20 protein-coding genes, 6 pseudogenes and 1 other annotated feature are annotated in these 25,843 nt (G+C 35.8%); of the genes and pseudogenes, 21 read left to right on the top strand and 5 right to left on the bottom strand.

All coding sequences use genetic code 11. The features are described 5' to 3' along the window. Positions 1-332: 332 nt before the first annotated feature. Positions 333-1,616: a multidrug efflux MFS transporter gene (locus tag RV14_RS08105; protein ID WP_071855776.1), complete on the bottom strand. Its 1,284-nt coding sequence runs from the start codon at positions 1,614-1,616 to the stop codon at positions 333-335. A gap of 147 nt (positions 1,617-1,763) precedes the next feature. Here RV14_RS08105 and RV14_RS08110 point away from each other — a divergent pair, with 147 nt between their 5' ends. The 3 genes from RV14_RS08110 to RV14_RS08120 all read left to right on the top strand — a co-directional run bounded on the left by RV14_RS08110 (position 1,764) and on the right by RV14_RS08120 (position 4,840). Next, positions 1,764-2,330 carry a TetR/AcrR family transcriptional regulator gene (locus RV14_RS08110; protein ID WP_071855777.1) on the top strand — a complete coding sequence of 189 codons (567 nt, stop codon included), beginning with the start codon at positions 1,764-1,766 and terminating at the stop codon, positions 2,328-2,330. A gap of 127 nt (positions 2,331-2,457) precedes the next feature. Continuing rightward, the gene (locus RV14_RS08115) at positions 2,458-2,835 is read left to right on the top strand and encodes a DUF1033 family protein (RefSeq protein ID WP_071855778.1); all 378 of its coding nucleotides are present in this window, start codon (positions 2,458-2,460) and stop codon (positions 2,833-2,835) included. Continuing rightward, positions 2,768-4,840, top strand: coding sequence for a DNA topoisomerase 3 (locus RV14_RS08120; RefSeq protein ID WP_071855779.1), 2,073 nt, complete (start codon positions 2,768-2,770; stop codon positions 4,838-4,840). Before RV14_RS08115 ends, RV14_RS08120 begins: the two co-directional genes overlap by 68 nt. 380 nt (positions 4,841-5,220) lie before the next feature. Here the strand turns inward: RV14_RS08120 and RV14_RS08125 are convergent. Next, positions 5,221-5,707, bottom strand: a pseudogene (locus RV14_RS08125) (prolyl-tRNA synthetase associated domain-containing protein). A gap of 91 nt (positions 5,708-5,798) precedes the next feature. Further along, positions 5,799-6,029 (top strand) — a binding site (T-box leader). Positions 6,030-6,234: 205 nt separating this feature from the next. Between RV14_RS08125 and RV14_RS08135 the strand changes: the two are divergent. The 10 genes and pseudogenes from RV14_RS08135 to RV14_RS08175 all read left to right on the top strand — a co-directional run bounded on the left by RV14_RS08135 (position 6,235) and on the right by RV14_RS08175 (position 15,260). Further along, positions 6,235-6,876, top strand: a complete 642-nt coding sequence (locus RV14_RS08135) for an amino acid ABC transporter permease (RefSeq protein ID WP_071855780.1) — start codon at positions 6,235-6,237, stop codon at positions 6,874-6,876. Between the two features lie 11 nt (positions 6,877-6,887). Continuing rightward, a complete protein-coding gene (locus RV14_RS08140) occupies positions 6,888-7,523 on the top strand; it encodes an amino acid ABC transporter ATP-binding protein (RefSeq protein WP_071855781.1) in 636 nt (211 codons plus the stop codon). 15 nt (positions 7,524-7,538) lie between these two features. Further along, positions 7,539-8,353: pseudogene (locus tag RV14_RS08145) on the top strand (amino acid ABC transporter substrate-binding protein). Between the two features lie 256 nt (positions 8,354-8,609). After that, positions 8,610-10,046: a glycoside hydrolase family 1 protein gene (locus RV14_RS08150; protein ID WP_071855782.1), complete on the top strand. Its 1,437-nt coding sequence runs from the start codon at positions 8,610-8,612 to the stop codon at positions 10,044-10,046. 300 nt (positions 10,047-10,346) lie between these two features. Next, a pseudogene (locus RV14_RS13040) lies at positions 10,347-11,088 on the top strand (cell division protein FtsK); the annotation flags it as partial. A gap of 191 nt (positions 11,089-11,279) precedes the next feature. Then, positions 11,280-12,788, top strand: a pseudogene (locus RV14_RS13045) (DNA translocase FtsK); the annotation flags it as partial. A gap of 311 nt (positions 12,789-13,099) precedes the next feature. Continuing rightward, on the top strand, positions 13,100-13,429 hold the full coding sequence (locus RV14_RS08160; protein WP_369886769.1) for a hypothetical protein: 330 nt from the start codon (positions 13,100-13,102) through the stop codon (positions 13,427-13,429). Continuing rightward, positions 13,426-14,694, top strand: a complete 1,269-nt coding sequence (locus RV14_RS08165) for an alpha/beta hydrolase family protein (protein WP_071855784.1) — start codon at positions 13,426-13,428, stop codon at positions 14,692-14,694. Before RV14_RS08160 ends, RV14_RS08165 begins: the two co-directional genes overlap by 4 nt. After that, positions 14,687-14,983 (top strand): hypothetical protein, encoded by a 297-nt coding sequence (locus RV14_RS08170; protein ID WP_071855785.1) that lies wholly within the window; start codon positions 14,687-14,689, stop codon positions 14,981-14,983. The genes RV14_RS08165 and RV14_RS08170 overlap by 8 nt, the downstream gene beginning before the upstream one ends. Before the next feature lie 13 nt (positions 14,984-14,996). Beyond that, on the top strand, positions 14,997-15,260 hold the full coding sequence (locus tag RV14_RS08175; protein WP_071855786.1) for a hypothetical protein: 264 nt from the start codon (positions 14,997-14,999) through the stop codon (positions 15,258-15,260). On the opposite strand, the pseudogene RV14_RS11905 reads toward RV14_RS08175, so the two are convergent. After that, positions 15,254-15,575: pseudogene (locus RV14_RS11905) on the bottom strand (transposase); the annotation flags it as partial. The gene RV14_RS08175 and the pseudogene RV14_RS11905 overlap by 7 nt on opposite strands. Before the next feature lie 162 nt (positions 15,576-15,737). Here RV14_RS11905 and rlmN point away from each other — a divergent pair. Beyond that, positions 15,738-16,805 (top strand): dual-specificity RNA methyltransferase RlmN, encoded by a 1,068-nt coding sequence (gene rlmN / locus RV14_RS08180; protein WP_071855787.1) that lies wholly within the window; start codon positions 15,738-15,740, stop codon positions 16,803-16,805. Between the two features lie 314 nt (positions 16,806-17,119). Then, a pseudogene (locus tag RV14_RS12710) lies at positions 17,120-17,320 on the top strand (aminoglycoside N-acetyltransferase AAC(6')-Ii); the annotation flags it as partial. Between the two features lie 68 nt (positions 17,321-17,388). On the opposite strand, the gene RV14_RS08185 reads toward RV14_RS12710, so the two are convergent. After that, on the bottom strand, positions 17,389-18,210 hold the full coding sequence (locus tag RV14_RS08185) for an NUDIX domain-containing protein (RefSeq protein WP_071855788.1): 822 nt from the start codon (positions 18,208-18,210) through the stop codon (positions 17,389-17,391). Positions 18,211-18,299: 89 nt separating this feature from the next. Beyond that, positions 18,300-18,578 carry a hypothetical protein gene (locus tag RV14_RS08190; RefSeq protein WP_071855789.1) on the bottom strand — a complete coding sequence of 93 codons (279 nt, stop codon included), beginning with the start codon at positions 18,576-18,578 and terminating at the stop codon, positions 18,300-18,302. 299 nt (positions 18,579-18,877) lie between these two features. Here RV14_RS08190 and metG point away from each other — a divergent pair, with 299 nt between their 5' ends. The 6 genes from metG to RV14_RS08220 all read left to right on the top strand — a co-directional run bounded on the left by metG (position 18,878) and on the right by RV14_RS08220 (position 25,744). Next, positions 18,878-20,887, top strand: a complete 2,010-nt coding sequence (gene metG, locus RV14_RS08195) for a methionine--tRNA ligase (RefSeq protein WP_071855790.1) — start codon at positions 18,878-18,880, stop codon at positions 20,885-20,887. A 370-nt stretch (positions 20,888-21,257) separates the two neighbouring features. Then, on the top strand, positions 21,258-22,565 hold the full coding sequence (locus RV14_RS08200) for an APC family permease (protein ID WP_071855791.1): 1,308 nt from the start codon (positions 21,258-21,260) through the stop codon (positions 22,563-22,565). Between the two features lie 210 nt (positions 22,566-22,775). Next, positions 22,776-23,552, top strand: coding sequence for a TatD family hydrolase (locus RV14_RS08205; RefSeq protein WP_071855792.1), 777 nt, complete (start codon positions 22,776-22,778; stop codon positions 23,550-23,552). Continuing rightward, a complete protein-coding gene (gene rnmV / locus RV14_RS08210) occupies positions 23,545-24,111 on the top strand; it encodes a ribonuclease M5 (RefSeq protein ID WP_071855826.1) in 567 nt (188 codons plus the stop codon). The genes RV14_RS08205 and rnmV overlap by 8 nt, the downstream gene beginning before the upstream one ends. After that, the gene (rsmA, locus tag RV14_RS08215) at positions 24,104-24,982 is read left to right on the top strand and encodes a 16S rRNA (adenine(1518)-N(6)/adenine(1519)-N(6))-dimethyltransferase RsmA (protein ID WP_071855793.1); all 879 of its coding nucleotides are present in this window, start codon (positions 24,104-24,106) and stop codon (positions 24,980-24,982) included. Before rnmV ends, rsmA begins: the two co-directional genes overlap by 8 nt. A 132-nt stretch (positions 24,983-25,114) precedes the next feature. Next, positions 25,115-25,744: a hypothetical protein gene (locus RV14_RS08220; RefSeq protein ID WP_071855794.1), complete on the top strand. Its 630-nt coding sequence runs from the start codon at positions 25,115-25,117 to the stop codon at positions 25,742-25,744. Positions 25,745-25,843 lie beyond the last annotated feature (99 nt).

Genomic DNA, 25,843 nt, shown 5'->3' on the forward strand with positions numbered 1-25,843 from the left:
AAACAAGTATTCAGGTACAGAAAGTGTGCTACTACGCTCAACAGTTAAGCTTGTACAGGTAAAAGAACGCTTAGCCAAACAACTGATTGAACAAACAAAACTACTCCCTGAATTTGATCTTTATCAAAGTGTTCGCAGAAGTGCTTAACTCCGAGAAATAAGAAGGAATTCACGAAACTTACTTTTCAAATTTTTGTGAATTTCGGCTTANATTTTATCTCACGCTCTTTTTTATAATAAAAACGGTTTATGGATGCCAAAGAATTCACTAAAAAAGCTGTCTTTCGCTTTATTACTTTTTTCTTAAAGTAGCAAATTTACAATTTTTTAGTTTATTTTGTAAGATGATGACGAGAAATAAGTGTTGATGTTATTTCTTCTTGTTTTTTCTCGTTTGCGTGGATTTCTTGTGTGTTGTGACGAACCAATAAGAAGTTTACTAATACGAGAAAAGAGGTAGAAAGAAAAACGCTGCGATACCCAAATACGCTGGAAACACTCGAACCAATCATTGGTCCTACAACGTTACCGGTTGCTTGAAAAGATTGGTTGTAGCTAAAGATGCGTCCGGCTGCTTGTTGAGGAGAATATTTGGTGATTAATGCTTGAACGGCTGGCAGAAGACAGGCATCAGAAATACCAATCAAGAAACGAAGAATAGCAAGTTCCCAAACATTCGTAACAAAAGCCATGGGGATGTAAACTAAAATAGCAAATCCTAACCCGATAGCTAAAATCCGCTCACTACCAATTTTATCACCTAGACGACCAAAGCGCGGAGCAGCAATCAACGTGGCAATTCCGGGAATGGAAGCTACGATGCCACTGATTAGCGTTACATTTCCATGACCATGTAGCAGTTGGCGAATGTATAGACTGATGATTGGACTGATCGAGTTATTCGACGCTTGAATGATCATAGTAGTGACAAACATACCAATGACGACATGCGGGTAAGGTAATTCTTTAAAGATTTGCTTTGCGGAAGCCATGTTTTCTTTTTTTATAGGAACAAATGTTTCATGAACGAAAAAGAGGCTAAGCAAAAAGACGAGAAATAAAATGATGCCGGTAATAAAGAAAGTTGGACGAAACCCAAAAGCAGAAGCAGAAATTCCGCCAAGTAATGGACCAAGTAAAGTTCCTGTGACTGAACCAGTTGCCAAGGTGCCTAGAACTTGACCACTTTTTTCTTTTGGTGTACCTGTAGCGACCAGTGCAGTTGCGTTACTAATGTATCCAGAAAAAATACCTTGCAATAACCGAAGTGCAACGAGCTGATGCACGCTTGTTACACATCCCATCAATGAAATCACTAGGGCCATTCCCAAAGAAGAACGCAAAAGCATTAGTTTTCTACCTTTTTGGTCTGCAAGTTTCCCCCACCAAGGAGAAATTAACGTAGTTACTAAAAAGGTCGAAGAAAAAGTTAGTCCGCTCCAGAAATTCAATTGAGATGTGTTGTAGTTTCCTAATGTATCTATGTATAAGGACATAAATGGCATTACTAAGCTAAAACCGATGCCTGCCATAAATGTTCCAAACCATAGGACAAATAAATTTTGCTCCCAAGTTGCTCGTTTTCTAAATAGTTTTTCTTTTATCTGTGTGGTCAATGGGATATCCTTCTTTCTGAAAGTTTTCATTTATACTTGTTATTATAAACTACAAAGTGTAGTTTATCAACGGTCCCCCTTTTTTCTATTGGTTTTTCATGGTAAACTAATCAGGTGAAGCAGTGAATTGACAAGGGGAATAATGAAATGAAAAAAAGAAATCTATCTCAAGAAAAAATTATTGCTTGCCTTCGTGAATTAGCAGAAGAGATGGATGTTCAACAAGTCACTTTTCAACATCTGGCGAAACACTTAAATGTTAAATCGCCTTCACTATATAATCATTTCAAAAATATACGTGAAGTAAAAACTGCGTTGACGGCAAAATTATTGCAAGAACTAAATGATGAATTGCGGTATTCATTAGTAGGAAAAAGTGGGGCGGAAGCTTTACGTATATATGCACAAATTTATCAATCTTTTGCTTTGGCGAACCAATCTGTTTATGAATTGCTGATTAGTGTTCCGCATACGAAAGAAGAAATTTTGTTGGAAGGCATCTATGAAACGAACCAAATTATTCTCCAATTATTTGAATCTTTTGATTTAACGAAAAAAGAGAAAACCCATCGAAGCAGAGAGCTACGAAGTATGATTCATGGATATCTCTCTTTACGATTTTTAGGCTATTTTACAAAAGAATCCAATGTGTCTCCAGAAGACAGTTATTCTTGGATGATCAATGACTTTATTGCTACATTGCCTAGTAAGTAAACGAACATTTTTCTTCAAAAGGGATTCATTCATAAAATGACCCTTTTATAAGAGAAATTTCTTGCAACTTGTTTGAAAAGTGACTAAGATGATTCTAGGAAAAGCAAAGAGAAGGAGTACGAGTAAGATGTATCAAGTAGTGACGATGTTTGGGGATAATGAGCCTTGGTGGTTTTTTGAAAACTGGGAAGAAGATATTGAAATGGAAGAAACGTTTGATTCCTTCGAAGAAGCGCAAGCCGATTATGAACAAAAATGGCTAACCATCAAAGATCAATACGAGTATATCAATGCAAAAAGCAACTTTCTAAGTGCCTTTTGGAATGACGGAGATGAGCGTTGGTGTGAAGAATGCGACGATGACTTGCAACAATATAAGGGACTAGCCTTGTTACAAAATCATCAGCCAATTACTTTAAAAAGCAGAAAGGAATTTTATGAAACAACTAATTCTAGCGGAAAAACCAAGCGTTGCGAAAGACCTAAGCAAGGTGCTTGGTGCTAATCAAAAACATAAAAGTTATTATGAAGGACCTAAAGTGATTGTTACTTGGGCCCTTGGTCATTTGTTAGGGTTAAAAATGCCTGAAGATTTAAAGAAAGAATGGCAAAACTGGCAAATGGATACTTTACCAATGATTCCTAAAGATTTGGGAATCAAGCCATTACCAAAAACAGGTCATCAACTAAAAGCAATCAAACAATTAGCGCAACGTAAAGACATTTCAGAAGCCGTGATTGCCACAGACGCAGGTAGAGAAGGAGAATTAGTCGCACGCTGGATTTTAGAATACGTTCATTTTCATAAACCAGTCAAAAGGTTATGGATTTCTTCTCAAACGGATAAAGCAATTAAGTTAGGTTTTAAACAATTAAAACCAGCTAAAGAATACGACGCACTTTATCATTCAGCATTGGCTAGAGCAAAAGCCGACTGGCTAGTAGGGCTAAACGTCACGCGTGCATTGACGATCAAGTATCAAGATAATCTATCAGCCGGGCGGGTTCAAACACCGACTTTGGCTTTAGTCAGAAAGCAAGAGCGTAAGATTGAGACATTTAAACCGAAAACTTATTTTTCAATTTTGCTAGAAGTACAAAATGAGCAGGCAAAAATGGTACAAAAAAATCAATTTGCTTTAACGACTCATGAAGAAGCGCAAGCGCTGGTTCAACGTTTAATGAAGAGCAAGGGAAGTGTGACAGCAATTCAAGAAAATACAAAAATAGAAGCCGCTCCTTTGCCTTATGATTTAACTGAAATTCAACGAGAAGCCAATCAACGTTATGGCTATTCAGCTAAACAAACATTAGGATTTGTTCAAAGCTTGTATGAAACACATAAAATTGTGACTTATCCACGAACGGATAGTAAATATTTGACAACTGATATGAAAAGCACAATGAAAGAACGATTACAGGCAGTAAGCGACTTTGCTCCAGAAGTGAAACAATACTTAAAAAATGGAGCGCTGGTTCGTCAAACCAAAGTATTTCAAGACAACAAAGTAACCGATCATCACGCGTTGTTACCGACTGAAAATCGTCCACGTTATGAAAAATTAAGCAACGAAGAACAAAAAATTTATCAGATGATCGTTACTCGATTTTTGGGGTTATTTGCTGCACCGCATAAAATTCGTCAAATCAAAGTTACTGTAACCTTTGAAAAAGAGCAGTTTGTTTTTCATCAAACACACGTACTGCAAGCCGGCTGGAAAAAAAATAATCAAAGTGAATCCAATGAGATAAATTGGGCAAAAGGCATGCGTATTCAACCCAACTTTACGATCAAAAAAGAACTCACTACGCCGCCTAAGCCATTAACTGAAGCCAGTCTTTTAGGACAAATGGAAAAACACAGTTTGGGAACACCGGCGACTCGTGCAGAAATCATTGAAAAATTGATCAAATCAGAACTAATGGAACGGGCACCTCAAGGCTTGCAAGTTTCACCAAAAGGAAAGCAACTGTTAGAATTAGTGAATCCTTCACTTGTTACGCCAGATCTGACAGAAAGCTGGGAAAAAGATTTAGAGGCTATTGCAGCCGGAAAAAAACAGGCCCATTATTTTCTAAAAGGAATTGAAAAAGAGACAAAACGTTTAGTACAAGAAATTAAAACGAGTAAACAAGAATATAAAGATTTTTCAATTACGCAAAAAAAATGTCCGGAATGCGGGGCAAATTTACGAGAAAAAAATACACGTGATGGAAAAATTTATCTTTGCACCAATCAAGCGTGTACCTATCGTAGAAGAAAAGAGCCAAAACTTTCCAATCACCGTTGTCCACAATGCCATAAAAAAATGGAGATTATTGAAGGAAAAAGCGGAGCGTATTTCCGTTGTAAATATGATGGAACCACAGAAAAAATGTTAGATAAAAACGCACAAAAGAAAAAGATGACAAAGCATGAAGAACGTCGCTTGCTAAAAAAATATTCCCAAGCCGAAGAACCAGAGGAAAGTCCATTAGCCGCAGCTTTAAAAGCCGCAATGAAAAAATAAAAAGACTAAAAGAAACTGACATGCGCGCAAATTTCGATTGAAAAATCAAACAATGCGTGCGTGCTTTGTTTAAAAGCGATCATAAGCGAAAGAGAGGATTGAAAATGTAAACAAATGCACAAGAAAACGTCGTAAATCTCGCTTTGTTTAAAGTCGTTTTATTAAATAAACCCATACAAAAATTGAGAACGAATTTACGCATTTTTTAGCGGGTGTTTCGAAGTTTTGAATCTTACTATTTTTATGTTTAAAATCTGAGCAGACAGAAAGTCAAAAATAGTATTTTTTGGAAAATCTAGAATGTTGCCAAAAGTTTGAGAACCAAAGCTCCTTCATTTCAGCTAATCAAATAGACAATTTTTTGGGCTGTGTTTTTCTAATTATAATTCCTCATATATCGGTGAATGATCTAGATAGTTTAAGAGTTTGATGAAATCTGAAAATTGCAAGATTAAGGTCGAAGTATTGCTGTTTGGGTGAACCCCCACTGTGTCATTTTGATCAATCGCAACATCAATTACTACGTTGGATGCGTTTTTCCTGATCGTGCATCAAGGCAAGGGGTGTCACCGTACCGGGAGCCACGCCTAGTAATTCATAAAGCTGCTCTTTTGAAAGAAAAGATAAGCGCCTTTCTTTTAAGTGCTTGGCCAGCTGTTTTAAATTTGCTTGTTTTTCGTCAGGTAAAATAATTAAATAAGCTCGCTTCCCTTTTTTTGCCTTTACTAAAAGATTTTTCACCTGCGGTCCCGGAAGAGAAAAAGATAGATTCCTCACTGAAGTAATGGCTGGATGTTCTACCTTTTGATAAGAAATGTTTAGGACTTCCAGCAACTTATAAGCTTCTTTTTCAGCTGTAACAGCCATGTTCCAATCATTTCCTTTCGTTTTCTTTAGTTTAACATAAAAAATAGTTGACAAATAAAAAATAATCATGTAAATTACACGTAAGTTAAAATAGACGACATCGAAAAGAAGAGTAGCGAGTAATGGTTTTAAGAGAGTCTCTGGCAGGTGAAAAGAGGCAACACTTACTAGTGAAACACATCTTGGAGTCGGTTTTCTGAAACATAGTAGGAAAATCCGGGAAGCCCGTTACAGCTGCGGTCATTGTTGGATGACCAGATGAGGTTAATTTCCGTGAGGAATTGACAAAAAAAGGTGGAACCACGTTATTTACGTCCTTTGATCAAAAGATCAAAGGACGTTTTTTGGGTTTCACGAATCATTCGGCAACTAAAAGATAATTCGTTTTTAGCTGGTTTTTTTGCTAAGAATGACTGCATGAGGTTTCTTTTGTGAAAAAGAAACAAATAGAGGTGGAATCACGTAGTATACGTCCTCTTGACGAGAGTCAAGTGGATTTTTTTATTTATTAATGAGGAGGAAAAGGAATGAATGATTTAATAAGCGTTATGCCGCAACTATTGGTAGGAGCTCTCACGACCTTGAAATTGTTTGTTTTTACTTTAGTTGGCTCGTTGCCATTAGGAATGATTTTTGCGTTAGGTTTAGCTATACGCTTTAAACCAATTCGTTATTTCTTGCAAACGTACGTTTGGATCATACGAGGAACCCCTTTATTATTACAGTTAATTTTTATTTTTTATGGGTTGCCGACGATTGGCATTGTATTTGATCGTTTTGAAGCGGCACTACTTGCTTTTATTTTAAATTATGCTGCTTATTTTGCGGAAATCTTCCGTGGCGGTATCCAATCGATTCCAAAAGGACAATATGAAGCGGCACAAGTTTTACAATTGAGTTCTTTACAGACAGTCATTAAAATTGTGATTCCACAAGTGACAAAAATTGTTTTGCCATCAGTCGGAAATGAGATCATTAATTTAGTGAAAGATTCTTCTTTAATCTATATCTTAGGGTTAGGAGATGTGATGCGTGCAGGTAAGATTGCTATGGAACGTGACGCCACGCTGCTGCCCCTGCTTGGTGTAGCTTTTATTTATTTAGCGTTAACGGGTATTTTAACACTAATCATGAAACAAGTGGAAGGAAAACTAACTTATTACCGCTAGGAGGAACGAGTATGATGGAATTAAAAAAAATAAGCAAGGCATTCGGTGAGAAAAAAGTCATTAAAGAATTGGATTTGGTTATTCCGCAAGGACAAACTATCGCAATAGTCGGTCCTTCGGGCGGTGGTAAAACCACTCTTTTAAGAATTTTAGCAGGGTTAGAAAAAGCAGATAGTGGAGACTTTTATTTAGATGATTTGTCATTTGATCCAACAAAATTAAAGACAAATGAACAAGTAGTCGGTATAGTTTTTCAAGATTTTCAACTTTTTCCGCACTTAAGTGTTTATGATAACATTACTTTAGCACCAAAAATAGTCTTGAAGCAATCAAAAGAAACTTATACGACAAGAGCAAAAGAATTAGCGACTTCGCTTGGTATTAGCGATTTGCTCGCGAACTATCCCTATCAATTATCTGGCGGACAAAAACAACGAGTAGCGATTGCACGGGCACTTGCAATGAATCCACGGATATTGGCATATGATGAACCGACAAGTGCATTAGATCCTGAACTGCGGCAACAAGTAGAACGCTTGATTGAATCATTGAAAACAAAAGGCGTAACTCAAATCATTGTGACCCATGATCTTATTTTTGCCGAAAACGTGGGGGATCAATTAGTAAAAGTCATGCCCAATAAATAAAAAGGAGGGACAGTAATGCGAAGAATACGTTTGTTCCTTGCTATTTTTGCAGGAATCTTTTTTCTTTCCGGTTGCAGAAACGAAAAGAGCAATAAAGACAATTGGACCACTATCAAAGAAGAAAAAAAATAATTATTGGCTTAGATGATACCTTCGTACCAATGGGATTTCGTGACAAAGAAGGCAACTTAACTGGATTTGACATTGATCTTGCGTCAGCAGTGTTTAAAGAATATGGGATAAATGTGGTTTTTCAACCGATCGATTGGTCAATGAAAGAGTTTGAATTAACTAACGGGACGATTGATCTTATCTGGAACGGTTATTCAAAAACAGCAGAAAGAGCTAGGAAAGTTCAATTCACCAAACCTTACATGAAAAATGAGCAAGTGTTAATTACCCCTAAAAAGTCAAAAATTAAAAGTTTTCCTCAAATGAAAGGAAAATTACTAGGAGCTCAAAATGGTTCTTCCGGTTATGACGTGTTTATCAAGCAACCCAAAGTGTTAAAAGACACTGTAAAAAATCAAGAGGCAGTTTTATATGATAGCTTTAATGAAGCACTGATTGACTTGAAAAGTGGACGAATCGATGGATTATTGATGGATAAAGTATACGCTGGTTATTATTTGAAACAAAGACATGAATTAGCAGAATTTAACATGACAACGGGAAATTATCAAAGCGAAAATTTCGTTGTCGGTGTACGTAAAAATGATAATGAATTAGTCAAAAAAATAAATGAAGGAATAGCGCAATTAGAAAAGACAGGTGAATTTCAAAAAATCTCAACTAAATGGTTTGGCGAAGACGTTACGCCCAAGAAGTAATCAGTGAAAATGAAAGGAAAAAGATTCTTCAAGGTGTTTTTTTCTATACAATTTTGGAAAACCTTTTTGAACTAAAGTAGGTAGAAGCCATTTTTCTCCTATAGATATAGGATGAATGCCGCTCATTTAGCTAAGTGAAGGTGTTTCAGTGAAAAAGAGTTTTCATAAATCATTTTTTCGAAGTCTCCTTTTGTGTTGAAAGGGGTTTCGTGTTATTCTATTTTAGTGAGGAGTAACGCAAGAAAGGAAGAAAGAAATGGAACATCAAAAATTAACGGAATTTCCTAATGATTTCTTATGGGGATCAGCATCTGCTGCTTACCAAGTAGAAGGAGCATGGCAAGAAGACGGTAAAGGTGAATCAATCTGGGATCGTTTTGTACGTATTCCCGGTAAAACATTTAAAGGAACAAATGGGGATTTAGCTGTCGATCATTACCATCGTTTTAAAGAAGACATTGCTTTAATGAAAGAGCAAGGGTTAAAAGCCTATCGTTTTTCTGTAGCATGGACGCGTATCTTTCCTAATGGACGTGGGAAAATCAATCAAGCCGGCTTAGATTTTTATCAAGAACTAATTGATGAATTGATCAAAAATGATATCGAACCAATAGTAACTTTATACCATTGGGACTTGCCACAAGCCTTACAAGAAGAATACGCTGGCTGGGAATCGCGTCAAATTATTGAAGACTTCACCCACTACGCCGAAACCTTATTCAATGCTTTTCGTGGAAAAGTTCATTATTGGGTTAGTTTAAATGAACAAAATATTTTCACCTCATTAGGTTATTTGTTAGCTGCTCATCCCCCAGGTGTAACGAATCCTAAACGGATGTATCAAGTAAATCACATTGCTAATTTAGCCAATGCCGCAGTAATTAATAAATTTCATGAACTAGCAATGCCGGGAAAAATTGGTCCAAGTTTTGCTTATACACCAAATTATCCGATCAACAGTGACCCAAAAAACATACTAGCAGCAGAAAATGCCGAAGATTTGTTGGCTCATTATTGGCTGGACGTGTACATGTGGGGAAAATATCCGGTTGCTGCAATGAATTTTTTAGAAGAACATGGTTGGGCACCAAAAATAGAAGAAGGGGATGTCGAATTACTTGAATCAGCTAAACCGGACTTTTTAGGTATTAATTATTATCAAACGTCTACTAATGCTTTTAATCCTTTCGATGGTGTTGGAGCAGGAAAAATGAATACAACCGGAAAAAAAGGTTCTTCAGAAGAAACTGGCGTTCCCGGTATGTATAAAAAAGTTGAAAATCCTTTTGTAGAACGGACCAATTGGGATTGGGAAATTGATCCAGAAGGGCTCAGAATTGCGCTAAGACGAATTACTAGTCGCTATCGTACGCCTGTATTGATTACCGAAAACGGGTTAGGAGAATACGATCAACTGACACCCGAAAAGAAAATTCATGATGACTATCGTATCACCTACCTTTCTAATCATGTCAAAGCAATCAAAGAAGCAATTTCTGACGGTGCGAACGTACTCGGATATTGTACGTGGTCGTATACAGATTTACTAAGCTGGTTAAATGGTTATCAAAAACGTTATGGTTTTGTATATGTAGATCAAGATGAAACACAAAAAGGTTCTCTTAATCGTTACAAGAAAGACAGCTATTATTGGTATCAACAACTAATTAAAGAAAACGGGACGAATCTTTAAAAAGACTCCATAAAAAATACGAAAATGCAAACTTAGCTTGCTTAAAAATTAAATGAAGTAGCAAAGCGATGAAAGATAAAAATTTAATAAGTAAACTAAAATTTTCAAGAGTTGTTTAACTTTTTGTAAAGTTTTAGTTTATTTTTTTGTTTTTCTTCGCATGATTAGATGGCTAGTATATTTAGAATCGTTTTTACCAGCTTACATTTTTATGACTGTGGAGAACAAAACTTTAAAAACAAAACTTTTGTTCGCTCACTTTTTTTTGTATAATGGAATTTGATGAAATGAGGGATAAAAATGGCGAAGAAAAAACGTCCTGCGAAGAAAAAGAAAAAGACGAAAAAGCAGCAGCAACAGCAGGAACAGCTTTTTACGATCAGTATCGGCTTTGTTTTAGTACTATTTGCTATTTTCGGCTTTTTAAAATTAGGTTTTTTAGGTACTTTAGTTGCAAATGGTTTTCGGATAATTGCTGGCAATACGTACCAAGTTCTCTGCTTTTTACTAGCTATGTTGGGCTTGGCGATTGTTGTCAAAAATACCGAATTTAAAATAGGAAAAAGTCGTCGATGGTTGGGCGGTCTACTCTTTTATTTAGGACTACTCTTACTTTTACATGCTCATCTTTTTGGAAAACTCCATAGCGGTGAACCGAATATTCTAGGGACAACTTGGGACTTGTTAGCAAGCGACATTAAGCAAAGCCAAGTGGAAAATAATGTTGGCGGTGGGATGGTTGGCGCAACGTTATATCATTTGACTTATTTCTTGATTGCTCAACCCGGTAGTTATTTCGCCGCTATTTTATTATTGTTAAGCGGGGCAGTTGTTTTTAGCAACATAGAAGGATACCAGCTGGTAAATGGCTTGCAAACAATAGGGGAACGCCTTCAAGAGTTGTTGGAAGGAGATCCTGAAAAGCAAGCGAAAAAGCAAGCGGCAAGAGCAGAACGCCGACAACAGCGTGTCAAAGCACGAGAAGAGAAAAAACAAGCAGCAATAGCAGCTGCTGAAGCTGAAATTTCTGAACTTGAAAAACGTCGATTAGCTAAACGGAAAGAAGAACGGACACTTTCTTATCAAGAAAAAATAGCAGAAGAAAAATTAGAACCATTAAATATCGTGCCGATTGATAGTTTTCAAGGAACTGTCTCATCTTCTTCAACTTTCTTACAAAAGGAAGAATCTCCAATTCCAGCGCCTGCTACGTCAGATTTATCGGTAGATGAAGTAGAAGATGATGGAACATCATTAGAGTTTGAAATTCAGGCAGAACAAGAAAATCAAGATTATGTACTACCAGCAATTGATTTACTTGATTCCGTAAAAACAACCGATCAAAGTGATGAGTATAAAAAAATTGAAAAAAATATTGGCGTCTTAGAAAAAACTTTTCAAAGTTTTGGTGTAGAAGCGAAAGTAGTCAAAGCAAGTTTAGGTCCATCTGTGACAAAATTTGAAGTCCAGCCAGCTGTAGGAGTTAAAGTAAGTAAAATTGTTAGTTTAACAGATGACATTGCTTTAGCATTAGCTGCCAAAGATGTGCGGATGGAAGCGCCAATTCCGGGAAAATCACTGATTGGGATTGAAGTGCCAAATAGTAAAATCAGTATGGTTTCATTCAGAGAGATTATTGAAGCCCAACCCAATCATCCAGATAAATTACTAGAGGTGCCTTTAGGACGAGACGTTTCTGGACGAGTGCAAACGGCGGATCTTTCAAAGATGCCGCATTTACTTGTAGCCGGTTCAACGGGTAGCGGAAAATCGGTGGCGATAAACGGGATCATTACAAGTATTTTGATGCGGGCGAAACCCCATGAAGTCAAATTAATGATGATTGACCCTAAAATGGTTGAATTAAATATGTACAATGGGATTCCTCATCTTCTAACACCGGTTGTCACTAACCCAAGAAAAGCGGCACAGGCTTTACAAAAAGTTGTTCAAGAAATGGAAGAACGTTATGAAAAGTTTGCTGCAACTGGTGTTAGAAACATCGCCGGCTATAATGAATGGATTCAACAAAAAAATTTAGAAAATGGAACAAAGCATCCTACTTTACCATTTATTATTGTAATTGTTGACGAGCTAGCCGACTTAATGATGGTTGCAAGCAACGAAGTAGAAGATGCCATCATTCGTTTAGCGCAAATGGCACGTGCAGCTGGGATTCATATGATTTTAGCCACTCAAAGGCCAAGTGTGGATGTTATCACAGGAATTATTAAAGCAAACGTTCCTTCTCGAATGGCATTTGCAGTATCTAGCGGAACGGATTCACGAACGATTATTGATACCAATGGAGCAGAAAAGCTTTTAGGTCGTGGAGATATGCTTTTCTTGCCAATGGGAGAAAATAAACCAATACGGGTACAAGGCGCTTTTATTTCCGATCATGAAGTAGAAAGAGTGGTAAATTTTGTAACCGACCAGCAAGAAGCTCATTATGAAGAAAAAATGATGCCAACGGATGAAGCTGACTCAACTGGTTCAGTGGAACAACCACAAGATGAACTATTTGAAGAAGCCAAAGCATTGGTGATTGAAATGCAAACAGCAAGTATTTCATTATTGCAACGTAGGTTTAGAATTGGTTATAATCGCGCAGCACGCTTAGTAGATGAACTAGAAGCACATGGCGTTGTTGGACCATCCGAAGGTAGTAAACCGCGGAAGGTATTTATAGAACAAGTAGAAGATCCTATAGATAATTTGCCGACGGATCACGAATCATAATAAAAAGAAAGAGGCAAGTCTCACAATTACAGGCTTCCTCTTTTTTTATTAGTGGAACTGTACATAGAATATCGTCACATGAATAGTAATTTTCTTGTTGAAAGAAAATAATAGAAAAATATTCGCGTATTTTTTAAATAGATAAAGATTTTTCTACTGCTTAAAAGAAGAATAAAACATTCATAACTGTAAGGATCAACTGAAATTTGTTGCATGATAGAGCAAAAATCCAAGAAGGGAAGAAAATCGTGAAAAAACATGTGAAAATTTTAGGAATATTCATTTGTATAGGTGGATTATTATTAGGAAGGATGAGTTATCTAGAACACCGTAAGGCGCAAAGGGCAGCAGATTTACTAACAGCAGAAAGACAGTCTGTGAAGGTTTTAAAAGAAAAATTTGCCGAAATTAAAGAAGTAAAGGTGGAACATTTCAAAAAGAATCATATGACAGGAACGTATGGTGCACTGGTGACAATGATAAATATGGAAGGAAATGAAGTTTTTTTTGATTATTTTTATACAAAAGAAGCAAATGAAATTGGAAGTTACGGTATAGAAAATCGAGAAGTCCAAAAAGAAGGAAGAACGACTAATATAATAAAAGTAACTTATACAAATGGTGAGGTTGCCTATATATGACGATAACAGATGAAGATTGTCGGCATTTAAGTGAACACGTTTATTGGATAGATCCAATGCATCGCAACTATAAGAAGGATTCTTATAAAGAAGGCAGGATAAAAAAAATCGGAACTAAAGAGTTTAAAATTCTCAGACAAAAAGAAAATTCTAAGATTGACGGGATGCAAGCAATGGCAGTGGCACCAGTAATAAATGGCAATGTTGTGCTTTCTTTTATCGTTCTTGTTTATGCAGGAACAAATACAGCAGATATAAAAGACATTAGTACCGACTTGATTACTATCGGTGGGTTCTTAGATAAAACTGCCTCCTCGGGTTTTTCAATTGAACGTAGTCCTCAACGTTTAAAAGGACAAGCCAACTCTGCGTTACAATTTGCAAAGGAAGTGAAAACAGCGTTTGCCTGTTCACAAATTACGACAACAGGGCATTCCTTGGGGGAATATCTTGCTTTGATGGTGGCTGCTGAAAATCAATGGCACAATATTGGCTTTAATGGGCCGGATCCTTATGAACTGTTAACGTCAAAAGCCAAAAAATGGACGAAAAGTCATGCAAGCTGGTTAAAAAACTATCGTCATCAAGGAGATTTGCTTGGTAATTTAATGGGAAATAAAACGGGAGCAGAAATAAAAATAAATTTAGGAAAAGATTTATTTCCTTTTCAAGAGGACTATCATTCATTGGCAAGTTGGAATTTTGATGCTAAAGGAAAACTCGTGATTCCCAAAAAGGACTTCAACCAAAAAGCAAGAGTGAAACAAGAAATCTATCGTTTAAATGAAGATTTTGATGTAAAGTGGCGAGATTGTCAGGAAATTAAAAGAACGCTGAAAAAACAAACGAAAGGAGAACTGTCTAAAAATGTACGTCTTTATTTGGACAGTAAACAGGCTTATTTAGTTGTTACTAGTATTCAAGCTAAGTATCACTTAGCAATTACAGATATATTAAATATTTATCAAAAAGCAATTCAAGAAACGAATACAGCTTGGCAAGAAACTTTAAAGTTAGCAAGGAATCAGACTACTCTTTTATCTAATGCTCAAATCAAAGAACACTTAGCAATTGGAGGCGCAACGAAGCAAAAAAATGTTCTTGCGCCTATCCATTTTTATCAAGAGAAAATAAATCAGTTCAAGCAAATAGACCAAAGATTTACTTCTTTAATAAATGAATTAAAAATGAAAATTGCTGAATTAGTGCAAAGAGATCAGGAATTGGCGCAATGGTTGGGAAAAAGGGAGGCTTTTTATGGATGAATCAGAACGGCTTGCTTTGATTAATTATCAAATACAGAGAAACTTGGAAAAAGAGCAAGAAGAATTAATGGTTGTTCAGAAAAAAGGAGAACAGCTTATTCAAGAGTCTTTTGCTGCAATTTGTCAATTGTATCAAGCTTCTTCAAAAGAAATTCAAGTCCAAGTATTTGTTCATGCCCGTCAAACAGTCAAACGTTTGCAAGTGTCTTATCATATGGAGTTGCTGCTTAAAAAGAAGAGAATCCTTCAACGATTAGAAGTAGTCAAACGAATCTATAAAAACGACTAAGGAGATGAAAAAATTGGTTGAAATGGCACAAGTACTATTGAGAGATTTAAAGAGAAGTTTGGAAGAAAATTATGTACAAGTGATGGGACAAGTTTGTTGCCAACAAGCATCCACTAGACGACAAAAAGTGATGGACAACGGAAAAAAAGAACTAAAAGCAGTAAAATCCTTCATTGATACTTCAACGGAAGAATTAAGTGTCTATATTGAAGGTAAATTTGGAGAAAAGGTGAAAAAAGTATTTGATGAACAAAAACACCAATTAAAAAGTTACTGACAGACTATAGACAAAAGCTGTTCCAAACACGAAAGCCCGAGTTTGGAACAGCTTTTTATCTGCTTCATTTCGAGTTTTTGGACAAAAAATAAAGGCTCTTTGTCTTTTCTATAGCTATGTCGTTAATTTCTTTAAATTCATTGTAGCAGACACAAGCATTATATGCGTCGCGACTTTTTCTAAGTTTCGAAACTCGGTTCAACGCATCCCATACTTTTCTTTTGCATCCGCGAATATTCGTTCAATCGTTTGTTTTCGTTTTTTGTAAATCGATTTATTTTGATTAATTAGACGAAGATGTTTTGCTTCATTCATCATCCTAAACATGTCTCGTGATGACTCGTTCAGTCTTTATCTACAGTCTGACAGCAACTAAAAAATTGCTGATATTTTTTTCTTATTCTATGAACGCTTGATTTAAACATTAGAATAAGTTATAGTATGTAGCGATACTTTGAAAAAAAGAGGGAAACAATTTTGGAAAAACAATCCATTTATGGTTTAACAATTGAAGAATTAACCGCATGGTTTTTAGAAAATGGAGAAAAAAAATTTCGTGCGGCTCAAGTTTGGGAATGGCTATATATAAAGCGCGTGAGAGATTTCTCAGAAATGACTAACTTATCGAAAAATTTAATTGCCAAGTTAACGACACAATTTATGATCAATCCATTAAAACAAATGGTTGTACAAGAAGCCTCGGACGGAACAGTAAAATATTTATTTGAGTTACCGGATAAAAATATGATTGAAACCGTATTGATGAGACAAGAATATGGCTTGTCCGTGTGTGTGACTACCCAAGTAGGCTGTAACATCGGCTGTACCTTTTGTGCGAGTGGTCTTTTAAAAAAGAATCGCGACTTAACTGCTGGTGAAATTGTGGCGCAAATCATGATGGTTCAGCATTATTTTGATGAGCGACAAAAAGGGGAACGAGTCTCTCACGTTGTTGTGATGGGAATTGGAGAACCTTTTGATAACTATGATAATGTGATGAATTTCTTGCATATTATCAATGAGGCAAAAGGATTAGCAATTGGTGCACGTCATATCACTGTGTCAACTAGTGGATTGGCTAATAAGATTAAAGAATTTGCCAATAACGGGCTGCAAGTGAATTTAGCAATCTCGTTACATGCGCCCAATAATGAAATTCGTACGTCAATCATGCGCATCAATCGCCGTTTTCCAATTGAAAAATTGATGGATGCGGTAGATGAATATCTAGAAAAAACAAATCGTCGAATTACATTTGAATATATTATGTTGAATCAAGTGAATGATCGACCACAGCATGCACAACAGCTAGCTGATTTACTGAAAGATAAAAAGAAACTTACTTATGTAAATTTAATTCCCTATAATCCAGTTAGTGAACATGATCAATACACAAGAAGCACCAAAGCAGACGTCTTAAAATTTTATGATGTATTGAAAAAAAATGGAGTTAATTGTGTTATTCGTAAAGAACATGGAACAGATATTGATGCAGCCTGCGGACAATTGCGCAGTAAGCAAATGAAAAAACACATTTTTGAATAAAAAAACCGCAAGAGTAGCCGAGTTCGATCAGTTAAAGTAAAAGATGACTGGTCGCGCTCGGTTAATTTTATTAAAGAAATTTTTTTATAGTTTTCGTTTAGAAAAAATGTGGACTAACGAGAGTTACGCTTTTTTATTTGAATTCAATCATTTATTTGAGCATTGAAAATACAAACTACTTCTTAAGATAAATTTGCACTAGCAGCATAAGAAACATTTTCTTATTTATTGGTAGAAGACTTGCTTACTACGAGCATAACCTTTTCTCTTTTTAATCACAGACTGTTAAAATAAGCAAAAAGAGAGGAATGGCTATGATCATTAGTGAATTTGAACATGAGGATTTAGGATTAAGAGACCAGTTGGCTTGATCTTTTAAGATTAGTAGATTAGTGCAGCTCGATGAGTATGGCAAAGATTCAGTGGAAAAAGTAAAACAATTGATGGCATCTGAGTGTATTGCTGTATCGGCTATTGAAGCAGGTAAGCTGATTGGTTTTGTAGGAGCAATTCCTTTTTAAAAGCTATAGCTTGGTGCAAACCACCCTTTTGAATTGAAGGGTGGTTATGATTTCAATTTTATTTACTCGTCATTTCCAGCTTTCAATTGGTAGATTTTTGAAGGGCGTCCAATTCCTACAGGACGTTCGCCGATTTCATCAAAATATTGAAGCATGGCTTTTTTAAAATTTGAGTGATCGATCATTTTAAAGTCAATTCCCAAGAATTTTGCAAACACCTTACGTGCTTCTGTAATCGTAAAGTCTTTTCCTAAGACTTGTAAAACTTGTGGTTCGTGTTCCATTTTGTTTACGACGCGTTTAAAAGCTTTGAGGATGATTTCACTGTGGTCAAACGCCAAAGTGTCTTTTCCAGAAGATTTACCTGTGAGTAAGTTCAAAGAAATAGCTACATTATTGCTTGTTAAGTGAATGGTATTGCCTTCACGTTCTAACGTAAACCAACGGACTTCTTTTGCATCATCGCCTGCGATCAAAGGTTCTTCACCGATAAAAGCTAAGTAACTAACTGTTACGACCCATCCACGAGGATCACGATTTGGTGTGCTAAATGTGTGTAATTGTTCAATATTTTCTTGCGAGATAACGACACCTGTTTCTTCTTTTGTTTCACGCAAGACACTTGCACCTGTAGATTCATTTTTTTGTACGAATCCTCCAGGCAAAGCCCATGAGTTGCGATACGGATGGCTCTTTCTTTTTATAAGCAAGATTTTTAACTGATCTTCTTCTTTGTTGTAACACATCAACACGATATCTACAGTCAAAGAAGGTTTATCATATTCCGGACGTTTTTGTTTGTGATACCAAGCAAGAAAATCCGCTTCACTTGCTTCGTGTTCATAATACAATTTTTCTTCTTCTTTAGAAGCAAATTTTTTCATTTTTCTAACCTCCCTGTGACTTTTTTAGTTTAAAAGTCCTTTTTTCTCATTTTAGCAGACTTAAAAAAAAGTTTGCATTATATTACGTATTATATGTGAAATAAAAATGGCAAGATCAAATTAAATAAGAAGAAAAGCAGGTAAAAAGGTAAAATTTTTTGCTTTTCTTCACGAATGGCAAAGAAGCCGCATAAAATGATGTAGACATCTAAAGCGAATCGGAGGAGCTTAGAAGTCCAAATAAAGCTGTTTAAATTTCCATGAAGATTGAAATAGCCATACATTCGCATATAAAAATAACTAAATAGTAAGTGGAGAAATGAAAGAAATGCCATACTGATCGTAAAATAAAGATATTTTTTTTGCATGATTTTCAACCTTTCTTATACAATGAGCTTAAGTCCCAATAGTAAATCATTTTATAAATGACTAATAATGTAGTAATGGGAATTTTTTTGTGAAGTTAGTAGTAAAAGAAACGTTTTGTATCTAAATCAACCCATATTTTTTAGAACTTCTTTTTTATTATAACATGTTTTAAATCAGATAATGCGACGGAAAACGGTATCTGCTAGATGGAAACGAAAAAATGGTAGCAGTCCTTTTGTTTTATGGTATACTAGCAAAGAAGTGAATTCGCATCATGCGTTAAAGGAGGAAGAGCCCCATGGCAGAAAAGGAAACTTTTTATATTACAACGCCAATTTATTATCCAAGTGGTAAGCTGCATATCGGTAATTCATATACAACAATTGCCTGTGATGCAATTGCCCGTTATAAGCGATTGATGGGCTTTGATGTGTTTTACCTCACTGGGGTGGACGAACATGGTCAAAAAATAGAAAAAAAAGCAGCAGAGTTGGGTGTTGAGCCGCAAACGTATGTGGATAAAATGGCTGCGGATGTGAAAAAATTATGGAAAACTCTTGACATTAGCTACGATAAATTTATTCGAACAACGGATGATTATCACAAAGCGGCTGTTCAAAAAATTTTTGATCGTTTGGTTAAACAAGGAGACATTTACCTTGGCGAATATGAAGGCTGGTATTCTGTTTCTGATGAAGAATTTTTTACTGAAACGCAACTAGCAGAAGTCTACAAGGATGAGCAAGGAAAGGTTATTGGCGGTAAAGCGCCAAGTGGTCATGAAGTAGAATTAGTGAAAGAAAAATCTTATTTCTTCCGTATGAGCAAATATGCTGATCGTCTTTTAGATTATTATGATGCACACCCTGAATTCATCCAACCAGAATCTCGTAAAAATGAAATGATCAATAATTTTATTAAACCCGGTTTAGAGGACCTCGCTGTTTCAAGAACCACCTTTAATTGGGGGATTCCAGTTAAAGAGGATCCTAAACATGTGGTTTACGTATGGATTGATGCTTTGTCTAACTATATTACCGCGTTAGGTTATGGTTCAGAGGATGATTCATTGTTTAAAAAATATTGGCCAGCAGATGTTCATATGGTAGGAAAAGAAATTGTGCGTTTTCACACGATTTATTGGCCGATCATGTTGATGGCCTTAGATTTGCCTTTGCCTAAAAAAGTATTTGGTCATGGATGGTTATTAATGAAAGATGGTAAAATGTCTAAATCAAAAGGCAACGTAGTTTATCCTGAAATGTTAGTGGAACGTTATGGATTAGATGCTTTACGTTACTATTTATTACGTGCAGTTCCGTTTGGTTCAGATGGAGTATTTACACCGGAAGATTTTGTTTCTCGTGTGAACTACGACTTAGCAAATGATCTTGGAAACTTGTTAAATCGTACCGTTGCGATGATTAATAAATACTGTGGCGGCATTGTTCCTGATTATGCTTCTTTGGTCACGCCTTTTGATAGCGAGTTATCGACAACTGCTGCAAATGTAGTGGGACGCTATCACGATGCCATGGAAAAAATGGAGTTTAATACAGCATTAGCGGAGATTTGGGTCTTAGTTTCTCGTGCGAATAAATATATTGATGAGACAGAGCCATGGGTATTAGCAAAAGATGAGGAAAAGAAAAAAGAATTGGATAGCGTGATGATCCATTTAGCGGAATCGCTACGGATTACTGCTATTTTATTGCAGCCGATTATGACAGAAACACCAACAAAAATCTTTAATCAACTTGGATTGAATCCAGAATTAATGAATCTAGAAGGTTTGCATTTTGGTGAATTTCCTTCGGGGACAAAAGTTACAGTCAAAGGAACGCCTATTTTTCCACGGCTGGACATGGAAAAAGAAGTTAGCTATATTCAAGAAAAAATGTCTGAAGGAACGCAAACAAATGAAGAGTCTGTAAAATGGGATCCAGAAGAAACAGAACTTGTTTCCAGCAAAGATAAGCAAATTAAATTTGATGTGTTTGAAAAAATTGAGTTAAAGGTAGCCGAAGTGATTGACTGTCAAAAAGTTGAAGGAGCAGATAAGTTGTTGCAATTCCGATTAGATGCAGGAGATAAGCAAGACCGTCAAATTTTATCCGGTATTGCTGAATTTTACCCGGATCCAAGTGAATTGATTGGTAAAAAGTTAGTGATTGTAGCAAATTTAAAACCACGTAAAATGCGTGGACAAATTAGTCAAGGAATGATTCTTTCGGCAGAAGCATTAGATGGGTCGTTACAAGTCGTCGAAGCACCAAAATCTATGCCCAATGGTTCGATAGTGGCTTGATTTTTTGAATAGAAAAAAATATGCGCTTATTTTTAGTTTGTAGACAAAAGTATCAATTGCCTGTTTGTATAAAAGGTAAAGCAGATGCTTTTGTCTTTTTTTGTGGAAAATAAACGAGTATGAGAACGTCTGATCATTTGTCTACTTTTATTTAATATACATCTGTATTTTTCCTAATTGATGAAAAAAGAGCTCTTTAATTATCCGGCTTTGAAAGAATTTTTATCTGCCTGTACGATAAGAATGAGAACTTAAGCTGCAACTATCTAATAATAGCTGCTTTGATAAAAATTTCTGAAAAATAATGGAAAAATAGAATATTCTCAGTTATACTAAATTTTATATTAAAATCCATAAAAAGGAGATGCGAATGAACGGTAAGTTAAAACGTGAAATTAATTTATTTGGAGCATTAGCTACTGTTATGGGAACAGTTATTGGTGCAGGCGTTTTTTTTAAAACGGCGGCAGTTACTGCCAGTACGCAGTCTACAAGTTTGACATTGTTTGCGTGGCTGTTGGGCGGATTTTTAACAATCTGTGCGGGATTAACTGTAGCTGAACTTGCTACGGCTATCCCTGAAACGGGGGGAGCTGTAAAATATATCGAAGCAGCTTATGGAAAGCTCCCAAGTTTTTTACTAGGGTGGTCACAAAGTTTGATTTATTTTCCGGCCAATATTGCCGCATTATCCATCATTTTTGCGACGCAGTTGACAAATTTATTGCAATGGTCTACAGATGATCGTTTACCCATTGCTATAGTTACAGCCATTTCAATTACAGGTCTAAATTTATTAGGAACTAAAATGGGTACGTTTGTACAATCGACTACTTTAGTGATTAAACTGATTCCTCTAGCAGTTATTGTTATTTGGGGATTGTTAACGCCTAGTAATAGTATGATGCAATTATTTCCAGTTATAGCTGGAAAAGATGCTTCTTTTATGGAAGGATTAAGCAGTGCGTTGTTGGCTACGTTATTTGCTTACGACGGATGGCTAGGTGTAGGTGCCATCGCTGGTGAAATGAAACATCCTGAAAAGAATTTGCCGAAAGCTATTATTTTAGGTTTAAGTTTTGTGACAGGAGTTTATCTTTTAATTAACTATGTTTTTTTAAAAATGTTACCGATAAATCAACTTGCTAGTAATCTCAATGCGGCGTCAGATGCTTCAGGCGTTATTTTTGGTTCTATTGGTGGGAAAATTGTGACAATCGGCATATTAATTTCTGTATATGGTGCGCTAAATGGATACACATTAACAGGAATACGTATTCCTTATGCTATGGCGTTGGAAAATGAGTTGCCTTTTAGCAGCCAATTAACAAAGCTTTCAAAAAAATTTACGGTTCCGTATACCCCAGCAATTTTTCAGTTAGTGATAGCATGCGTTATGATGAGTTTAGGGTCATTTGATTTTTTAACGGATATGTTAATATTTGTGATGTGGCTATTTAGTTTATTAATTTTTATTGGAGTATTTATTTTAAGAAAGAAACAACCAAATCTTTTACGTCCGTATAAGGTTCCTTTGTACCCAGTGATTCCTTTAATTGCTATCTTTGGTGCGGTTTTTATTTTGGGAATGACGTTACTTACTCAAACAGGTCTTGCCTTAATTGGTATCGCGGTGACTTTGTTAGGTATACCAGTTTATTATTATAAAAGTAAATGAGTACTTTTAAATTAGAATCTGTGAGGAAAGAACGTCACAGATTCTTTATTTTGCAAGAAAAAATTTTTTATCAAGAACGCTTGATTTTTGTCTTTACTACTATTTCCTTAATTGCATATATGCTAAAGTAAGGGAGAAAAGTTTTATATCTAGAAATATTTTTTGAGAAAAATTATTAGATAAATAAGATCTTACGAGGAGAGATAGAAGATGATATTTGATTCTCATACTCATTTGAATGTGGAACAATTCAATGAGGATATTCCAGAAACGATTGAACGAGCAAAAAAATTAGGTGTATCTAAAATGGCTGTGGTTGGGTTTGATACACCAACCATTGATAAATCGTTAGCACTTAGTCGTGATTATCCTAATTTATACAGTATTATTGGTTGGCATCCAACAGAAGCAGGAGGCTATACAAAAGAAATTGAAGTAAAACTTCAAGAACAATTGACTACACCAAAAGTTGTTGCTCTAGGAGAAATTGGCTTGGATTATCATTGGATGCAAGACCCTAAAGAGATTCAAGATCGGGTTTTTCGTAGACAAATAGCGATTGCCAAAGAAATGAATTTACCAATTAGTGTTCATACTAGAGAAGCGCTTGAAGATACGTATAAAATTTTAAAAGAAGAAAATGTACGGGATATTGGCGGTATTATGCACAGCTTTAGTGGGAATGTAGAATGGGCCAAGAAATTTCTTGAATTAGGCATGCATCTTTCTTTTAGCGGTGTAGTGACGTTTAAAAAAGCGACAGACGTACAAGAAGCAGCCATGAATGTACCTCTTAATCAAATGTTAGTCGAAACAGATGCACCATATTTAGCACCAGTTCCCTATCGTGGAAAACGTAATGAACCTGGCTATACACGTTATACTGTAGAAAAAATCGCCGAGTTGCGCCATTTAACAATGGAAGAAGTGGCTGGTCATACGTGGAAAAATGCCCATCGCTTGTTTAGGTTAAATGAAAATGACTAAGATGAAGATTGAAGAAATCATAGTTGTTGAAGGAAAAGACGACACAAGAAGATTGCAAGAAGTAGTGAATGCTGACACGATCGAAACGATTGGTTCTGCGATTAATGAAGAGATTTTGATGCAAATTGAGCATGCACAGGAAACGCGTGGTGTCATTATTTTTACGGATCCGGATTTTTCTGGAGAAAAAATTCGCAAGACGATTATGGAAGCTGTTCCGCAAGCCAAGCATGCTTTTTTACCGCGTAAACAAGCTCAACCAAGAAAAAAAGGTAGTCTTGGCGTAGAACATGCAAGTGATGAAGCCATTTTAGAAGCTTTGAAAAAAGTGGTGACACCTGCTGTGACTGAGGAATTGACTGAAATACCAAGAGAGGTACTTATTGCTCATGGATTAATTGCAGGAGCAAAAGCAAAGGAAAAACGGGAAAAACTAGGTGATGAATTGAGAATCGGTTATACGAATGGTAAACAGTTGGAGAGGCGTTTAAAAATGTTTCGAATTACACCAGAAGAATTTGCACGAGCAATGAAAAAAGTGGAGGAACAAGATGAGTGAACAGCGTGATATTGCGACACCTTCTAGAACGAAAGAAATCTTATTAAAACATGGATTTTCATTTAAAAAAAGTTTAGGGCAAAATTTTTTAACGGAGCCTAATATTTTAAAAAAAATTGTTAAGACTGGAAATATCAATGAACAAACGAATGTGATTGAAGTGGGACCGGGAATTGGCGCGTTGACGGAACAACTAGCACGAAATGCTAAACAAGTTGTGGCTTTTGAGATTGATGATCGTTTGATTCCCGTGCTAAAAGAGACATTGGCGATTTATCAGAACGTGACCGTTATCAACAAGGATATTTTAAAAACAGACTTAAAGCAAGAAGCTGTTGCTTGCTTTGAACAAGAGTTACCCATTAAAGTAGTAGCTAATTTGCCTTATTACATCACGACTCCGATCATGCTACATTTTTTAGAATCAGATTTGTTGGTAGAAGAAATGGTTGTAATGATGCAAAAAGAAGTAGCTGACCGAATTTCTGCTAAGCCGGGAACCAAAGCTTATGGTTCTTTGTCGATTGCGGTTCAGTATTATATGGAAGCCGTCGTTGCTTTTATTGTTCCTAAAACGGTGTTCATGCCACAGCCAAACGTTGATTCGGCAATCTTAAAGTTAACGCGAAGAAATAAGCCGGCTGTGACAGTCACAGATGAAAAATCTTTTTTTCGTTTAACGAAAGCTGCTTTTAATCAGAGAAGAAAAACATTATGGAATAACTTGCAAGCCGTTTATGGCAAAGAGGAAGAAACGAAAACATGGTTGGCGAAAAGTTTAGCACAAGCACATATTGATCCTAAACGTCGTGGTGAAACGCTTTCAATAGAAGAGTTTGCTGCTTTAAGTAATGCAATGGTAGAAAAATAGAGAAAAATTGTTGGATGCTTCACTTAGTTGGGTATTCAACAATTTTTATGTGTAGGTGTCTTGACATGTTTCCTAACTGAAGTTAAAATAAGACGACACAAATATGTCAAGACATATAAGGAGTGAAAGCAAATGAAAAATAATTCTGTACGTTCACTGACAATTTCAGCCTTGCTAATAGGGTTGGGAGTAATCATTCCTATGGTTATGCCTAAAATCATGATTCCACCTGCTTCTTTTACCTTAGCTTCTCATGTACCTATATTTCTAGCGATGTTTTTTTCACCAACTATTGCAATTACAGTAGCTTTAGGGACCACCTTTGGTTTCTTTTTGACTACTCCGGTTATTATTGCACTTCGCGCATTATCACATCTTGTTTTTGTCATGATTGGTGCGTGGTATTTGCAAAAAAAGCCTGATATTGTTTTAAAAAATGGACAGTTTACTTTAGCTAATTGGCGTTTTCAAGGATTCAATTTGTTGATAGGTATTATACATTCACTGGTTGAAATGCTTGTTGTGAGTGCATTTTTCTTTGTAGGTAATTTGCCAGAAACTTACTATTCGCAAGGCTATTTTTATACAGTATTTATTTTGATGGGAATTGGCGGTTTGATCCATAGCTTAGTGGATTGCACGATTGCTTATTTTATAGCCGGTACTTTAAGTAAATCCTTTAATTTTCCTGTTTTTATGAAAGCCAAAAAAGTAAGTCAACAAAAATTAGCAACAAAAAGAATAAAAAAGCAGTTTAGTTGATTAATTGTAAGAATTTACAGAGAAATTGTGATTAAAAACAATAAGATAAATGGATAATAAATTTAGCTTTAAAAAACAGAAGAAATCTCAGAACTTTTA

This window comes from Enterococcus ratti, assembly GCF_001886195.1.
GTDB classification, from domain to species: Bacteria; Bacillota; Bacilli; order Lactobacillales; family Enterococcaceae; genus Enterococcus_B; species Enterococcus_B ratti.

Excerpts from the sequence above, each read along its gene's own strand:
- RV14_RS08110 (WP_071855777.1), top strand. The coding sequence starts at position 1,764 with ATGAAAAAAAGAAATCTATCTCAAGAAAAAATTATTGCTTGCCTTCGT.
- RV14_RS08115 (WP_071855778.1), top strand. The coding sequence starts at position 2,458 with ATGTATCAAGTAGTGACGATGTTTGGGGATAATGAGCCTTGGTGGTTT.
- RV14_RS08120 (WP_071855779.1), top strand. The coding sequence starts at position 2,768 with ATGAAACAACTAATTCTAGCGGAAAAACCAAGCGTTGCGAAAGACCTA.
- RV14_RS08135 (WP_071855780.1), top strand. The coding sequence starts at position 6,235 with ATGAATGATTTAATAAGCGTTATGCCGCAACTATTGGTAGGAGCTCTC.
- RV14_RS08140 (WP_071855781.1), top strand. The coding sequence starts at position 6,888 with ATGATGGAATTAAAAAAAATAAGCAAGGCATTCGGTGAGAAAAAAGTC.
- RV14_RS08150 (WP_071855782.1), top strand. The coding sequence starts at position 8,610 with ATGGAACATCAAAAATTAACGGAATTTCCTAATGATTTCTTATGGGGA.
- RV14_RS08160 (WP_369886769.1), top strand. The coding sequence starts at position 13,100 with ATGAGTTATCTAGAACACCGTAAGGCGCAAAGGGCAGCAGATTTACTA.
- RV14_RS08165 (WP_071855784.1), top strand. The coding sequence starts at position 13,426 with ATGACGATAACAGATGAAGATTGTCGGCATTTAAGTGAACACGTTTAT.
- RV14_RS08170 (WP_071855785.1), top strand. The coding sequence starts at position 14,687 with ATGGATGAATCAGAACGGCTTGCTTTGATTAATTATCAAATACAGAGA.
- RV14_RS08185 (WP_071855788.1), bottom strand. The coding sequence starts at position 18,210 with ATGAAAAAATTTGCTTCTAAAGAAGAAGAAAAATTGTATTATGAACAC.
- RV14_RS08190 (WP_071855789.1), bottom strand. The coding sequence starts at position 18,578 with ATGCAAAAAAAATATCTTTATTTTACGATCAGTATGGCATTTCTTTCA.
- metG (WP_071855790.1), top strand. The coding sequence starts at position 18,878 with ATGGCAGAAAAGGAAACTTTTTATATTACAACGCCAATTTATTATCCA.
- RV14_RS08200 (WP_071855791.1), top strand. The coding sequence starts at position 21,258 with ATGAACGGTAAGTTAAAACGTGAAATTAATTTATTTGGAGCATTAGCT.
- RV14_RS08205 (WP_071855792.1), top strand. The coding sequence starts at position 22,776 with ATGATATTTGATTCTCATACTCATTTGAATGTGGAACAATTCAATGAG.
- rnmV (WP_071855826.1), top strand. The coding sequence starts at position 23,545 with ATGACTAAGATGAAGATTGAAGAAATCATAGTTGTTGAAGGAAAAGAC.
- rsmA (WP_071855793.1), top strand. The coding sequence starts at position 24,104 with ATGAGTGAACAGCGTGATATTGCGACACCTTCTAGAACGAAAGAAATC.
- RV14_RS08220 (WP_071855794.1), top strand. The coding sequence starts at position 25,115 with ATGAAAAATAATTCTGTACGTTCACTGACAATTTCAGCCTTGCTAATA.